Origin of the sequence: Woronichinia naegeliana WA131 (assembly GCA_025370055.1) — a bacterium.
In the GTDB taxonomy this organism is placed as follows: Bacteria; Cyanobacteriota; Cyanobacteriia; order Cyanobacteriales; family Microcystaceae; genus Woronichinia; species Woronichinia naegeliana.
The window spans coordinates 1908190-1922091 of the sequence record CP073041.1 but is presented as its reverse complement, the minus strand read 5'-3'; the positions used below and the strand labels follow the sequence as shown (position 1 = coordinate 1922091).

Below are 13902 nucleotides of genomic sequence, written 5' to 3'. Positions count from 1 at the left end.
TTTAAATCGCCCCTTGACTTTGATTAGCCTCGCTTAGTTTTTGCCATTCTCTTCAGAAAAATGGTAGAACTGATAACCAAAATTGAGCAAGTGTATGACCGTCTGGAAAACAGTTAAGGCGAGAATATGGCACAATTGTAACGATCTAAAAAGTTGGGAATCCGTCGGGGAGGTACCAAAAGACCGTGAATCCAGTAGAGCTTTTTGAACAAGGTGGAGTTGTCATGTGGCCGCTCCTTTTCCTTTCTATTTTATCGGTGAGCACCATTATTGAAAGACTTTGGTTTTGGGGAATTATCCTCTTCAAAGGTTCCCAGGTGCAGTCCCGTATTCTAGATACTGCCGCCAGGGATTGGGATTTAGCGGTTAAAGTGGCTAGGGATAGCCAAAAATATCCCATTGGCAGATATTTGTTTGCCCCCCTCCGTCTGCCCCAAGCTGACCCCGATGTTTTTCATTTGGCCCTGGAGTCTGCTGCGGATGATCAACTGGCCTTGATGCGTCGAGGCGATAAGATTCTAGAGGCCGCCATTGCCCTATCTCCCTTATTGGGATTATTAGGAACAGTTTTGGGCTTAATCCGCTCCTTAAGCAGCATTCAAATTCAGGATCTAGGCACTTCTTCTACCACCGGTGTAACCTTAGGCATCAGTGAATCGTTAATTTCAACGGCTGCGGGTATGATTGTTGCCATTATTAGTTTGGCTTTTTATCGATTGTTTCAGGGTTTTTGGTTTAACCAGATGCGACTTTTCCGTAAGGCCGGTAGCGAACTGGAATTAATTTATCGTCAACGTTGGATCGAAGAAGAAGAAATTCGCTATGGGGAGACTCCTCCTCGTGGCTATTTGCCATCTGAACTGGCTAATCAGTATGCAGAGGGGATGCCTGAATCCTAAAGTTAACTCTGGTTTAAGTTAATCTATAGGTGTTTTTGACCTTTGTATCGGTCTCAGTTTTCTGTTTTTGCGTTAACTCGTCCTAGCTGATTATGTCTTCCCTACCGTCATCGCCTCGATCTTCTCGTAAGTTATCGATCTATCATCCCACCCGACCCTTGAAGCTATGGCAGGATAATAACCATGATCAAGGAGAAACCCGCATTGAAATGCTGCCCTTGATTGATATTATTTTCTGCATTTTGATTTTCTTTCTGTTAGGAGCCGTCGGGTTATCCCGCCAACAGGCCATTAGTATGGATTTGCCCAAGGCAAGTACGGGTAAGCCCCAAATGCGGGAGATGTTGGTGGTTAGCCTGGATGATCTGGGTCAGCTTTACGTGGAAAAACAGCCTGTCACGGAAACTCAGTTGTTTGATACCCTTAAAAATTATCATCAGTATAACCCTACGGGATTAATGGTATTGCACGCTTCCCGTAATGCCAGCTATAACGATGTTGTGCAACTTCTAGATCTTTTGCGTCGGGTGGGCGGCGATCGCGTGGCCTTAGCGACTTTACCCGGAGAAGCCCAAAAACCCAATGATTTTGGCGGTTTTAGTAATCCGAGTACTAGTTTTCCCAGTGGTAGCAATCTTCCCAATAATTACGGCAGTCCTTTACCAGGCAATAACAGCAGTTCTTTTCCTGGCACGATGCCTGGCACAACTAACGGCACAATCCCAGGGATTCCTTCTAATTCCACGCTTCCTGGTAGTGTCAACCCCACACTTCCTAATAGTGCTTCTACTGTTCCTAATTCCAGTGCCGGTCTAGAACCGAATCTAAACCCGTCTAATCCTTCCCTCTCGCCAACTTTACCAGGTCTGTCGAATCAGTCCCCTGATCGATTACCCCGTCGCTAAAGATCAATTATCCATGGAGTTTAAGTTATTTCTCAATGCCTGTCCGCTAGGAATATTTGTAATTAACGCCCAGGGTTCGCCTTATTATATGAATCCTAGGGCTATGGAGATTTTGGGAAAAGGGGTTCTTTCTAGGGGTACCATTGATCAACTCAATACGATTTACCAGTCTTACCAGGTGGGAACGAATCAACTCTATCCGATGACGGAGCATCCTTTGTTGCGGGCTCTTCAGGGTGAGTCTCTCACGGTTGATGACCTGGAAATTCATCAAGGGGGGCAAATTATTCCCCTCGAATTGTCGGCGGCTCCCATTTTTGATGAACAGGGACAGATTATTTTTGCGATCGCGGTTTTTCAAGATCGGCGTGAACGTCAGTATGAACGGCAAAATCAATCTCAGATTTGGCAAGAGTTAATCCGCAAAAATCAAGGCTTGCTTCAGGAGAATCAAACATTAACGGCCAAAGTCACCAGACTGCAAGCAGAAATTCAACAACTCAAAGCCCATTTTCGGGCTAGATAGGACGAGGGCTTGACAAGAACGGTTCCAAATAGCAATCTTAAGAAGATATAAAATTCGTTCTATCCCTCACTCGGTCTTCTTCTATGCTGTCATTGTTATCCTCATTCTTGGTTGCCCAGGTGGTGACGGCCCCGTTGCCCCCCATTCAGTCCGAATTTATTACCCAACCCCAGGAAATTCGTTCTCTCCCTGGCAAGCTGAATGATATACCTGTTTTTAACAGCAATAGTCCTGAAGTTGTTCAGAGCAGTGGTATTTTACTTTCTTCTTTTCCACCGACTGGAAAATCTGACCCTAGGGCCCACCTCAACAAACCCTTAAACGGTCGTTTTGATTTCTTTTCTCACCACATTGCCCGTACTCCCGATTCTCGGACTCTCTATCAAGGGGTGATTGTGGAAAATCCCAGCGATCGCTTTGTCACCCTTAAAGTCTTGCAGGGAGCTAGTTATCTCACCTCTCCCGATGCCCCCTTTGTGGAATTACCGGCGGTGATTGAAGATCCTTCGGGCCAAATCTTTTCGGGGCCAGGGTCACGATTAACCAGTGATATTCTGCGGGGAGCCAGCCAAAGTACCTTTCCTCGGCAGTTAATTATTCCGCCGCGCCAGAGTGCCATGCTCTTTGTCCTACCGATTACGGCCAGTAATGCTCGTTCTACCTATCTACGATTAGAAAGTGATGGCCCAGTTTATCTCGCCAATTTAGCGATGTATGCCATTGCGGAAATGCCGGTGGAAACAGAACCAGCGAAGGAAGGGGCAAAGGAACCTCCAGTACCAGTTGTGCCAAAATTACGAGCACCCGTTTTACCTGAATGGCAGGCGATGCTGGATCGGGGAACCCTAGTTTTTCCTAGAGATAAGGTTCCCACCCCCCTTAATCAGATCACGACCAATAGCCCGACCCGGCCGATCTATGGACGAGTGGCGGGAATTTCCCTGGGTTCGGAGTGGAAAACTTTGTTAGTGGATAAGCCAGGACTAAAATACTTGAGCATTCCTGCACGAGGTAAGGCTTTTTCCTACCCTCTTAGTACCTTATCCGTGGGAACGCATGGAACGAGTCAAGTGCAAAGTGCGCCGATGTTGGTTCGCTATTCTGATACGGCCTATTTAGCCAATGGTAACTATGGTGTTCACTACCAACTGACCTTACCTCTCCGCAATAAAACCGAAAATCGCCAAAGTGTTAGTCTTAAGCTACAAACGCCGATTAAACAAGACCAATACGGCGATCGCCTCTTTTTTGTGAATCATCCTTCTGGTCAGGTCTTTTTTCGTGGAACCATCAAGATGAGCTACACCGATGATCGAGGACAACAACAGGAACGTTTCTTCCATCTCACTCAACGTCAGGGACAATTAGGCGATCCCCTCGTCTTACTCAATCTTTCCCCTGGCGAACAACGACAAGTCACCATTGATTTTCTGTATCCTCCCGATGCTACCCCGCCCCAGGTCGTCACGGTAAAAACCGAAGATTTATACTATGGTGGTGTCTTACAACGGTAAAGAGCATTGGGTAAAGTAAATCGGCCAAAGCTGGACTTAACTCGACAATTACGTCGTAAAAGGAAGATAAGGTTCCTGAAGCTGTCTCTAGGGGGGATCGGCGGGTTATTGTTGGGAAGTTTGCTTTTTCACCTCTGCGTACGTTTACCCCTCAATCAAGGTCAGCCCATTGATGCCATTTTTGTATTAGGTGGCAGCATTCAACGAGAAATCCATGCGGCTCAATTAGCGACTCAATGGACTGATATCCCGATTTTGATTTCTTCCGGTTCCCCCGTTCCCTGTGTTCAAGCGATTTTTCAAAAGGCGGTTATTGCCCCCCAGCGTGTCTGGTTAGAGCGATGTGCTAAATCCACTTTTGAGAACTTTTTGTTTAGTATTCCTTTGCTGAAAAACTGGCAAGTCCATCGAGTCAAAATGATCACTTCGGTGAGTCATTTACCCCGCGCCCAATGGTTAGCTCAAATTTTATTCGGCAGTCAGGGAATAGGCGTGGAGATTGAGGCACTGCAAGAACGGGGTCGCCCCGGCAATCAGGAATCTCTGGTTAAAACCATTGTGGATGTAAGTCGCAGTTTCATTTGGGCAATTTTAGGCCAGGGGATTAATCTTCCCTGTCAGGAAATTTTTCGGTTGGATCAAATCGATCCGTTGGCCCACAGCACTCTTGATCAGCATTGTGAGAGGATATTTTGAGCGTTCCCCACCCAAGCTAAATTAGCAGCCTGAGATTTGCAAAATTTGGCGAATTTTATCAATCACAATTTCTGGCTGTTCTAACATCGCTAAATGGCCACAATTGGGAATTTCAATCACATTTTTACCTTGGAGATTAAAGAGGGCATGAAAACTAGCTAGGTAACGAACATATTGAGTTTCCATGATCTTATCTTGGCTTCCTGCTAGAAAATAGACAGGTTGAGACAGTTGAGCCACAATTTGAGGCAATAAATGAACTTCCTCTTCCGTAGTGGACTCTAATAGGGAGCCCAGGGCCGCATCGGCATCGGCTTGGGTAAAGTCCCATAGTCTCTGTTTTCCCCATTGCTTTTCTAGGGGTTGGTCAACCATTAAACGGGCAAATAGTTGATCCATTAGGGGAATAGAGCGCAGCCAAGGTGAACGAAATTTGACTAATTGTTTGCCCATCTGGCGAAATCGCTCAAATTCTTCCTTGAGATAAATGCCACCACCGGCATTCAAGCAAATGACTCCCTGCACCCTTTCAGGACAAAGATTGGCTCCCCAAAGGGCGATACTGCCACCGAGGGAATGACCAATTAACCAGGCTTTTTGAATATTCAGAGTTTCTAGAAGAATTTTTAGATCTTCGGCGTAGGCCGCTAAACTGTAGGGAGATTGCCCTGGGTCAAGGGTCGTTTCTGAAGAGCGAAGTTGATTCGGGGAGTCCCCAAATCCTCGCAAGTCATAGCTTAAACAAGGATAATCTTCTCCTAAAGATTGGATCAGAGGTTGCCAATAACGACGACTTAATAGCCAACCATGTATATAAATCAGTACAGGCTCAGAGGGATTTGCCAGGGGTCGAGTGAGTTCATAGGAATGCGGTACTCCTAAAAGATCGATGATTGGCATAGGTTTATTGGAGCCGTGACGCTGGTAAATCTTGCTAACTATTATAATAACGAAGGGGTTCTCCTTGATGGAACCACTTGTGTCCAAAGTAACGATGGAGAAGGTTTTGGGCGACTTTCTGTGGAAAACTTGGCAAGAAACTGTGGAAAACACGGGTTGACTGTGGAAAAAGTTGGGGAATTTCCAACCTTTGACTAGCGAAAATGAAGGTTTATCAATAGGTCTCAAACCGTTAAGATGGGAGAGCGACAATTTTTCCATTTCCTTATTTTGAATTCTGATCCGGATTTATGGCTTCTCTAACGCTCAATTTACTTCAAGGCTCGGTTTCCTTTCGTTATACACCCGAAGCTGCCCAGTCCCTAAAACAGGAAATTGATCAGTTAATGCAATCTCTCAAAATGATCGCGGCAACGGTGGCTAAGGGAGAGCGGGCCCAAAAACAGCCCACGATGGAGTATCGTTATACCGGAGAAATTTTTCTAGAAGTCTTTTGTAATCCCAATATTTATCCCAGTCCCTTCGCGGCCAAAGTGCTGTTAACGGTCAGAGATGATCGCATTCGCCTCACCACCGAAGCTGAATTACCCCGACTGCTTGAAGATTTGGGACAATATCTCGAACAAAACTAACAAAATCGTTAGAATAAAGGCGATCGCTGAAGTTCCAATATTTTATTAACGACTCAACTACTTTAATTAACGATTCGATGAGTAATAACACTGCTACTAACCTTTTACAAAAGGGTTTACGGATTACCCTAGGAGCCACAACGACCCTAGTGGAAACCTTACAAGATCCGCAAAAACGCCAACAAACCCTCACGGAATTACAATCTCAACTCAGTCAACAAACTCAGCTTTGGGCTGAAAAAGGAGAAATCACTGAGACAGAGGCCAAACGTTGGGTAGAAACCTGGTTAGCTCAACAGAAAGCACAGAGAACCCATACGAGTTCAAGTTCTGGCAATAGCACTGCTGTAACCAATATTCGTTTTAGCGATGCTCAACGGGAAATCGAAGAGTTGACAGCCCAGATTCTGGCCCTGAAAACGGAATTAGAACAGTCTCGTTCCCAATCTGGCTCGTAAGTCTAGGGCAAATGTTTGCTCCCCAAATTACCGAGGATGGCTCCTATACCTTCTTTTCTGAAGAGTTTCAAGAATGTTTCCATTCCCGTTCGGGTGCAAAACAGGAGGCTGAACAAAAGTTCGTCCAGGCTTGTCGTTTACCGCAATTGGCCCTAGAGCGATCGCGACTTTTTCTGTTGGATATTTGCTATGGCTTGGGTTATAACAGTGCGGCGGCTCTGGCGGCTATTTGGGCAGTGAATCCCAATTGTCACGTCACCTTAATGGCCCTAGAATCGGATCCCCTGGTTCCCCGAAGCGCGATCGCTCATCATTTATTAACCCCCTGGCCCGCTCCCGTTTCCACCTTACTAGCCCAATTAGCCCTTCAAGAAAGTCTGGTTACGCCTCTATTAACCGCCCAACTCTGGTTAGGAGATGCCCGTCAGACTTTACCCACTCTTCAACAACAGGGCTTTTTGGCGGATGCCATTTTCCTCGATCCCTTTTCGCCGCCCCAGTGTCCCCAACTCTGGACGGTGGAATTTTTAAGGCTTGTGGCCCAATGTTTAGCTCCCCCTGGTTATCTCGCGACCTATTCCTGTGCAGCCGCCGTGAGAAAAGCTTTGCAGCTAACGGGTTTAAAAATTGGCCCTAGTCTTCAAGTTGGACGGCGATCGCCTGGAACCCTAGCCCATTGGACAGGAATAGATTTAACCTCCCTTTCTTTAGCAGAACAAGAACATCTCCAAACCCGTGCAGCCGTTCCCTATCGAGATCCCAGCTTAACTGATGCTGCGATGACCATCAAAAATCGTCGTCAACAAGAGCAGGCAAGCAGCACCCTGGAACCTAGTCGTCTTTGGAAAGAACGTTGGCTCAGAAATAAAGAGATAAAGTTCAAGTAAAGGTCATTTTCTCAGAAACTCTGCCAGAATAGATAGGTGAATAGGCTTATCTTAAGCACCTTTACTTAGGGCTTGCTGAATAAGTATAGAACCTTTGCCGGATAATGCTTTCAAGCATTTTAAAAACGATCAGGTGCAAGGTTATGGCCTTTGGAGGCTCAAAGCCCATGCACGTCGTTGGAAAACTGGGGGTTGAAATTGGAAACAACTCTCTGAAGTCACCATTTTTCGCGTCCTGTGGCATCTAGGTTCGTTTTGTGGACTTTTTCAGCAGACCCTACTTACTCTTTTTTAAATTTGCATTTCTTAATATAAACCTGTGAATAACCTGAAAACAGCCCGGATATTGGTCGTTGATGATCATCCCTATAGTAGATTAGCTACCATTGACATTCTTAAGTTAGATGGTTATGAGATCCTTGAGTCAGATGGCAATTCAGATGTTGTCCAGGAAGCGATCGCCGAAAATATTGATTTGCTCATGTTAGATATCATGGTGCCCCAAAAAAAGGGTTTAGAAATTTGTCACGAATTTAGACAACATCCGCAAACGGCCATGATTCCCGCCATTTTAATGACTGTTATAGATGATGCTGCGGTTCGGATTAAGGCCAAGGAAGTCGGTGCGGATGCCTGTTTACTCAAACCCTTAGATAGGACAGATTTGTTGCCGAGGGTAGATCTGCTCCTGCAAAAGAAACGCTTAACAGAATGGGTCGATCAAATTGAGCAGGTTTTATTTCGAGTTGCGCAGGTATTAGATGAACGTCATGCGGAAGGTGCATCCAGTTTCTCCTTAAGTCAATTTGCTCAGATTTTTGGAGAATATTTAAAGCTAGAACCAGAAGCTCTACAGGATTTAGTTTTTGCGGCTCGACTGCACGATATTGGCACAGCTGCTATTCCCGATGCTATTTTGCTCAAGCAGGGGAAATTAACGCCCACAGAGCGAGAACTGATTAAACAACACGTTTTAGTCGGGGAAAAAATCTTTCAACCCCTCGCTTACCGTCGAGAAATTGGTAAAATTATGCGTCATCACCATGAACGTTGGGATGGTAGTGGCTACCCCGATGGTTTGCAGGGTGAACAAATTCCCTGGCTGGCTCAGGTTTTTCAAATTATTGATATTTATAATGCTTTAACCAGCGATCGCCCTTACAAAGCGGCTGTTTCTCCTGACGAAGCCCTAGCGATTCTCCAACAAGAAGCTGAACAAGGCTGGAGAAATCCCCAATTAGTAAAAAAATTCGCTGATTTTATCCAAGAGCAAGATTTAATCCACGAATACCGACAGAATGCGCCACTATGCGCTAGAATGGAAGCGTCGAATTGAGGGATTTATTATCGCAAAATATGTTAAACCCAAAACCGCAGCAGGAATGCTCGGAGTCCACGTCCGAACCCTGGTTAAATGGGAACAGGAAGGGAAAATCCAAGCAATTAAAACCCCGTCAGGGCAAAGGCGATACGACACTGAATCCTACACAGGGAAATAGGTTGAGCCAACTAGAGCTACCGTTATTTACGCTCGTGTCAGCAGTAGGGGACAATCCGAAGACCTCTCAAGACAAGTCGCCGTCCTCCAAGAAAAATACCCGCAAGCGGAAGTCGTCAGCGAAATCGGTGGAGGACTCAACTTCAAAAGACAAAAACTTACAGCCTTATTGGAACGAGTCATGTCTGGAAATGTCGCAGCAATTGTGGTCGCTAACAAAGATAGGCTTGCCCGATTTGGATTTGATTGGCTTGACTGGTTCTGCCGAAAGTTTGGATGCTCAATCGTGGTTCGATAGGGAGACAAATCTCTCTCCTGAAGCCGAGATGGTTGAAGACATCCTCGCCATTCGACCTTGTTTCTCAAGCCGATTATACGGACTCGGAAAGTATAAAAATCAGAGCAAGAAAGATAAAAGTTTATCCCAGTCTGGAGTTGAAGAAACAGTGGAATAAATGGATGGCGGCTTGTCGTTATTGCTTTAATCAAGCTATTGACTACCAAAAGAAAAATGGCAGGATTGGCAAGGGAAAATTAAGAAATATCATCATGCAATCTAATCTTCCTGAATGGGTAAAAGAAAACCCTTGCCATATCAGGCAGAATGCCATTTTTGATGCTCACCAAGCCTATACTGCCAGTCGGGGTTGTAAGTTTAGAAGTTGTAAGGCTCCTAGAAAAACAATTAAATTCAACAAATGTAACTTTAGTCATGGAACATGGTATCCCTTGTTAACAAAGGGGCTTGGTTTTATTTCTTCAGAAGCAATTCCTGATGTTAGTCTTTATGCAACTCAACTAATTAAGGACAAGTCGGGTGATTGGTTCTGTATTTTTCTAGAAGAAACAAAAACGACACCCCAGCCGGAAAATCGCATTATTGCTCTTGACCCAGGAGTAAGAACTTTTCTGACAGGATTTGATGGGCAAAACTTCCTAGAAGTCGGTTCATCAGACATGGGACGAATCAACAGGCTATGTAAGTAGGGCTTGCTGAAAAAGTCAAAAAACGAAAGAAATGTGGGTTAGGGAAGTATGGACTGAAAAAGCATAGATAACTTATCCTTATGGAAACAAATCAAAATACAGATTTTGTTTAATCTATTGTTCCTTTCTGTCTAAAAAGGTCAACACAAATCACTCCTCACAAAAGAGAGGAAAATTAACACCATTTTTCACAAGAAAAACGACTCTACAACTTTTTACTTTTTGTCTTCTGAAGTAGAGTAGAAAGATTCATTACCAAAAAGTTCATCGCAATTACCGTTTCCGAGGTCTCAGGTAGTTTGGCCATCACTCGACCAAGACTAAATTTCCTCTTTCCCTGTCCGAATTTACCCTCAATGGCATTACGCACTCTTTCATCTGAGCGTGCCTCTTTCTTTTTTTCTTTGCTCACCTCTTTCGGCGGTCTTCCCAATCGGGGACCACTCATTCTTATATCCCTTTCTTTACAATAAGCTCGATTCGCTTTTGTTCGATAGATTTTATCCACATGAACCGATTCCGGATAACATCCTGTTTCCCTTTTATATTCTTCTATTCGCGCTTGTAAATCTCCCGATTCGTTGTAATTAGGGCTTGCTGAAAAAAGCTGAAACCTTTACGGAGAAAAATAGTAGGCGAATTAAGAACCGCTAGAATGCACGAAAATAGGGTAGAATGCCTCAAAACCATTGCATTAAGAAGAGAGAAAGCAGATGTACCGAAAGCAACAGTACTCAATTGAAACACCAGAAAACTTGAAAAATCTGTTCGGCGGGCAGTTAGACGAAGAAAATCGTTGGATAGAAATGTCAAAAATGATTCCCTGGGAAGAATATGAGGAAGAATATGCAAAAAACTTCACAGAAAAAAAAGGAGCCCCAGCCAAATCATTTAGAATGGCATTAGGAGCATTAATTATCAAAGAAATTTCAGGAAAAAGTGACAGAGAAACAGTAGAACAAATAAAAGAGAACCCTTATTTACAGTACTTTATAGGAATGGAAAGCTATAGTAGCAAAGAAGCATTTAGTGCGTCAATGATGGTTCATTTTCGTAAAAAAATAGGAATGGAATTAATAAATAAAATTAATAAAGAAATAGAAAAAAAGGCGACGGGTGTAGCGTCAGAAAAAAAAGAAAATGAAGGAAAGTTATTGTTAGATGCGACTTGTACACCAGCAGATATAAAATATCCAACGGATATAGGAATATTGAATGATGCCAGAGAAAAAACAGAAAAAATAATAGATAAGCTGTATGAAGAAATAAAAGAGAAAAGGAAAGAAAAGCCGAGGACTTATAGGGAAGTGGCAAGAAAAGAGTACTTAGCCATAGCAAAAAAACGTCGTGTGTCAAAAAAAGAAAGAAGAAAAGGAACAAAAAAACAACTAGGATATATAAAAAGAAACTTGTCTCATATAGAAAAAATGATAGAAGAGGGAGCAAAGTTAGAAAAACTAACGAAAAAAGAGCAAGAAGAGCTTGTAACGATAGGAAAAGTGTATGAGCAACAGTTAGAAATGTATGAAAAAAAGACAAATAAAGTAGAAAACAGAATTGTGAGTGTAAGCCAACCTCACGTGCGTCCAATAGTGCGTGGAAAAGCGGGAAAAGCAGTAGAGTTTGGAGCTAAAATATCGGCAAGTAATGTGAATGGCTTTGTCTTCTTAGACAAATTAAGTTGGGATAATTACAACGAATCGGGAGATTTACAAGCGCGAATAGAAGAATATAAAAGGGAAACAGGATGTTATCCGGAATCGGTTCATGTGGATAAAATCTATCGAACAAAAGCGAATCGAGCTTATTGTAAAGAAAGGGATATAAGAATGAGTGGTCCCCGATTGGGAAGACCGCCGAAAGAGGTGAGCAAAGAAAAAAAGAAAGAGGCACGCTCAGATGAAAGAGTGCGTAATGCCATTGAGGGTAAATTCGGACAGGGAAAGAGGAAATTTAGTCTTGGTCGAGTGATGGCCAAACTACCTGAGACCTCGGAAACGGTAATTGCGATGAACTTTTTGGTAATGAATCTTTCTACTCTACTTCAGAAGACAAAAAGTAAAAAGTTGTAGAGTCGTTTTTCTTGTGAAAAATGGTGTTAATTTTCCTCTCTTTTGTGAGGAGTGATTTGTGTTGACCTTTTTAGACAGAAAGGAACAATAGATTAAACAAAATCTGTATTTTGATTTGTTTCCATAAGGATAAGTTATCTATGCTTTTTCAGTCCATACTTCCCTAACCCACATTTCTTTCGTTTTTTGACTTTTTCAGCAAGCCCTAATTATCCCAACTTAATTTGTCTAAGAAGACAAAGCCATTCACATTACTTGCCGATATTTTAGCTCCAAACTCTACTGCTTTTCCCGCTTTTCCACGCACTATTGGACGCACGTGAGGTTGGCTTACACTCACAATTCTGTTTTCTACTTTATTTGTCTTTTTTTCATACATTTCTAACTGTTGCTCATACACTTTTCCTATCGTTACAAGCTCTTCTTGCTCTTTTTTCGTTAGTTTTTCTAACTTTGCTCCCTCTTCTATCATTTTTTCTATATCAGACAAGTTTCTTTTTATATATCCTAGTTGTTTTTTTGTTCCTTTTCTTCTTTCTTTTTTTGACACACGACGTTTTTTTGCTATGGCTAAGTACTCTTTTCTTGCCACTTCCCTATAAGTCCTCGGCTTTTCTTTCCTTTTCTCTTTTATTTCTTCATACAGCTTATCTATTATTTTTTCTGTTTTTTCTCTGGCATCATTCAATATTCCTATATCCGTTGGATATTTTATATCTGCTGGTGTACAAGTCGCATCTAACAATAACTTTCCTTCATTTTCTTTTTTTTCTGACGCTACACCCGTCGCTTTTTTTTCTATTTCTTTATTAATTTTATTTATTTATTAATTCCATTCCTATTTTTTTACGAAAATGAACCATCATTGACGCATTAAATGCTTCTTTGCTACTATAGCTTTCCATTCCTATAAAGTACTGTAAATAAGGGTTCTCTTTTATTTGTTCTACTGTTTCTCTGTCACTTTTTCCTGAAATTTCTTTGATAATTAATGCTCCTAATGCCATTCTAAATGATTTGGCTGGGGCTCCTTTTTTTTCTGTGAAGTTTTTTGCATATTCTTCCTCATATTCTTCCCAGGGAATCATTTTTGACATTTCTATCCAACGATTTTCTTCGTCTAACTGCCCGCCGAACAGATTTTTCAAGTTTTCTGGTGTTTCAATTGAGTACTGTTGCTTTCGGTACATCTGCTTTCTCTCTTCTTAATGCAATGGTTTTGAGGCATTCTACCCTATTTTCGTGCATTCTAGCGGTTCTTAATTCGCCTACTATTTTTCTCCGTAAAGGTTTCAGCTTTTTTCAGCAAGCCCTAAGTATCTTGATGACTTGATGAGTCGAATTAGCCTATCAAAAGTTGCTAAAGAACGACAAAAGATGAGAAGGGCAGCCTCTCGATTACGAGGCAAGATTCGTGACTTAATTGATGACTGCCATAAAAAAACAGCAAGTTACTTAACAAAAAAATATCCAGCTATCTTGCTGCCAAAGTTTGAAACGTCAGAAATGACCAATCGTTCCAAGCGAAAAATCAGAAGTAAAACTGCCCGACAAATGTTGACCTGGGCGCATTATCGGTTCAAACAAGTCCTTAAAAATAAAGCTGAGTTAAGTGGCTGTCAGGTGTTTGACGTGACAGAAGAATTTACCAGCAAAACTTGTACGAAATGCGGACATATCCACACAAAACTAGGTGGTTCTAAGGTTTTTCGATGTCCCGTTTGTGACCACGTTATTCCACGCGATTGGAATGGTGCTTTGGGTATTATGCTCAAGGCTTTGTCGGGTACGACCTTCACTCTCAGTAACGAGGGTGATGCTATTGTTGCAAAATGCGGTAATATACCGCTTTCTGTCGCATAAATGTATCAGCATCATCGTAGTTAGTGAAGCTATCTCTCTTGTGTTACTTTAGGATATTACTGGCT

The 13902-nt window shown here is 42.7% G+C and carries 12 protein-coding genes and 4 pseudogenes; 13 read left to right on the top strand and 3 right to left on the bottom strand.

Translation table 11 applies throughout. The features are described from left to right. Positions 1-185 precede the first annotated feature (185 nt). The 5 genes from KA717_09835 (at position 186) to KA717_09815 (ending at position 4540) form a co-directional block, all read left to right on the top strand. The gene (locus KA717_09835; GenBank protein ID UXE62958.1) at positions 186-899 is read left to right on the top strand and encodes a MotA/TolQ/ExbB proton channel family protein; all 714 of its coding nucleotides are present in this window, start codon (positions 186-188) and stop codon (positions 897-899) included. A 92-nt stretch (positions 900-991) separates the two neighbouring features. Beyond that, on the top strand, positions 992-1804 hold the full coding sequence (locus KA717_09830) for a biopolymer transporter ExbD (protein ID UXE62957.1): 813 nt from the start codon (positions 992-994) through the stop codon (positions 1802-1804). 13 nt (positions 1805-1817) lie between these two features. Further along, positions 1818-2330, top strand: coding sequence for a PAS domain-containing protein (locus KA717_09825; protein ID UXE62956.1), 513 nt, complete (start codon positions 1818-1820; stop codon positions 2328-2330). A gap of 83 nt (positions 2331-2413) precedes the next feature. Continuing rightward, positions 2414-3844, top strand: a complete 1431-nt coding sequence (locus KA717_09820) for a DUF3370 domain-containing protein (protein ID UXE62955.1) — start codon at positions 2414-2416, stop codon at positions 3842-3844. A 108-nt stretch (positions 3845-3952) separates the two neighbouring features. Continuing rightward, entirely contained in the window at positions 3953-4540 is a 588-nt protein-coding gene (locus KA717_09815) for a YdcF family protein (protein ID UXE62954.1), read from the top strand. Positions 4541-4561: 21 nt separating this feature from the next. Here KA717_09815 and KA717_09810 read toward each other — a convergent pair whose 3' ends face one another. Next, positions 4562-5440 (bottom strand): alpha/beta hydrolase, encoded by an 879-nt coding sequence (locus KA717_09810; GenBank protein ID UXE62953.1) that lies wholly within the window; start codon positions 5438-5440, stop codon positions 4562-4564. A 290-nt stretch (positions 5441-5730) separates the two neighbouring features. On the opposite strand from KA717_09810, the gene KA717_09805 reads away from it, so the two are divergent. The 6 genes and pseudogenes from KA717_09805 (at position 5731) to KA717_09780 (ending at position 9902) form a co-directional block, all read left to right on the top strand. Then, the gene (locus tag KA717_09805) at positions 5731-6072 is read left to right on the top strand and encodes a hypothetical protein (GenBank protein UXE62952.1); all 342 of its coding nucleotides are present in this window, start codon (positions 5731-5733) and stop codon (positions 6070-6072) included. Positions 6073-6149: 77 nt separating this feature from the next. Beyond that, the gene (locus tag KA717_09800; protein ID UXE62951.1) at positions 6150-6530 is read left to right on the top strand and encodes a thylakoid-associated protein; all 381 of its coding nucleotides are present in this window, start codon (positions 6150-6152) and stop codon (positions 6528-6530) included. An 11-nt stretch (positions 6531-6541) separates the two neighbouring features. Next, complete coding sequence (locus tag KA717_09795) at positions 6542-7417, top strand: MnmC family methyltransferase (protein ID UXE62950.1); 876 nt, start codon at positions 6542-6544, stop codon at positions 7415-7417. A gap of 346 nt (positions 7418-7763) precedes the next feature. Further along, positions 7764-8753 (top strand): response regulator, encoded by a 990-nt coding sequence (locus KA717_09790; protein ID UXE62949.1) that lies wholly within the window; start codon positions 7764-7766, stop codon positions 8751-8753. Continuing rightward, a pseudogene (locus KA717_09785) lies at positions 8749-9370 on the top strand (IS607 family transposase). Before KA717_09790 ends, KA717_09785 begins: the two are co-directional and overlap by 5 nt. 4 nt (positions 9371-9374) lie before the next feature. After that, entirely contained in the window at positions 9375-9902 is a 528-nt protein-coding gene (locus KA717_09780; protein ID UXE62948.1) for a hypothetical protein, read from the top strand. A gap of 205 nt (positions 9903-10107) precedes the next feature. On the opposite strand, the pseudogene KA717_09775 reads toward KA717_09780, so the two are convergent. Then, positions 10108-10491: pseudogene (locus KA717_09775) on the bottom strand (transposase). A gap of 124 nt (positions 10492-10615) precedes the next feature. On the opposite strand from KA717_09775, the pseudogene KA717_09770 reads away from it, so the two are divergent. Further along, positions 10616-11953 (top strand): annotated as a pseudogene (locus KA717_09770) (IS5 family transposase). 229 nt (positions 11954-12182) lie between these two features. Here KA717_09770 and KA717_09765 read toward each other — a convergent pair. Then, positions 12183-13164, bottom strand: a pseudogene (locus tag KA717_09765) (IS5 family transposase). A 142-nt stretch (positions 13165-13306) separates the two neighbouring features. Here KA717_09765 and KA717_09760 point away from each other — a divergent pair. Next, a complete protein-coding gene (locus KA717_09760; GenBank protein ID UXE62947.1) occupies positions 13307-13837 on the top strand; it encodes a zinc ribbon domain-containing protein in 531 nt (176 codons plus the stop codon). Positions 13838-13902: the final 65 nt, after the last annotated feature.

Coding starts and splice junctions, on each gene's coding strand:
- KA717_09830 (UXE62957.1), top strand. CDS start 992: ATGTCTTCCCTACCGTCATCGCCTCGATCTTCTCGTAAGTTATCGATC.
- KA717_09780 (UXE62948.1), top strand. CDS start 9,375: ATGGCGGCTTGTCGTTATTGCTTTAATCAAGCTATTGACTACCAAAAG.
- KA717_09820 (UXE62955.1), top strand. CDS start 2,414: ATGCTGTCATTGTTATCCTCATTCTTGGTTGCCCAGGTGGTGACGGCC.
- KA717_09760 (UXE62947.1), top strand. CDS start 13,307: ATGAGTCGAATTAGCCTATCAAAAGTTGCTAAAGAACGACAAAAGATG.
- KA717_09810 (UXE62953.1), bottom strand. CDS start 5,440: ATGCCAATCATCGATCTTTTAGGAGTACCGCATTCCTATGAACTCACT.
- KA717_09795 (UXE62950.1), top strand. CDS start 6,542: ATGTTTGCTCCCCAAATTACCGAGGATGGCTCCTATACCTTCTTTTCT.
- KA717_09800 (UXE62951.1), top strand. CDS start 6,150: ATGAGTAATAACACTGCTACTAACCTTTTACAAAAGGGTTTACGGATT.
- KA717_09825 (UXE62956.1), top strand. CDS start 1,818: ATGGAGTTTAAGTTATTTCTCAATGCCTGTCCGCTAGGAATATTTGTA.
- KA717_09805 (UXE62952.1), top strand. CDS start 5,731: ATGGCTTCTCTAACGCTCAATTTACTTCAAGGCTCGGTTTCCTTTCGT.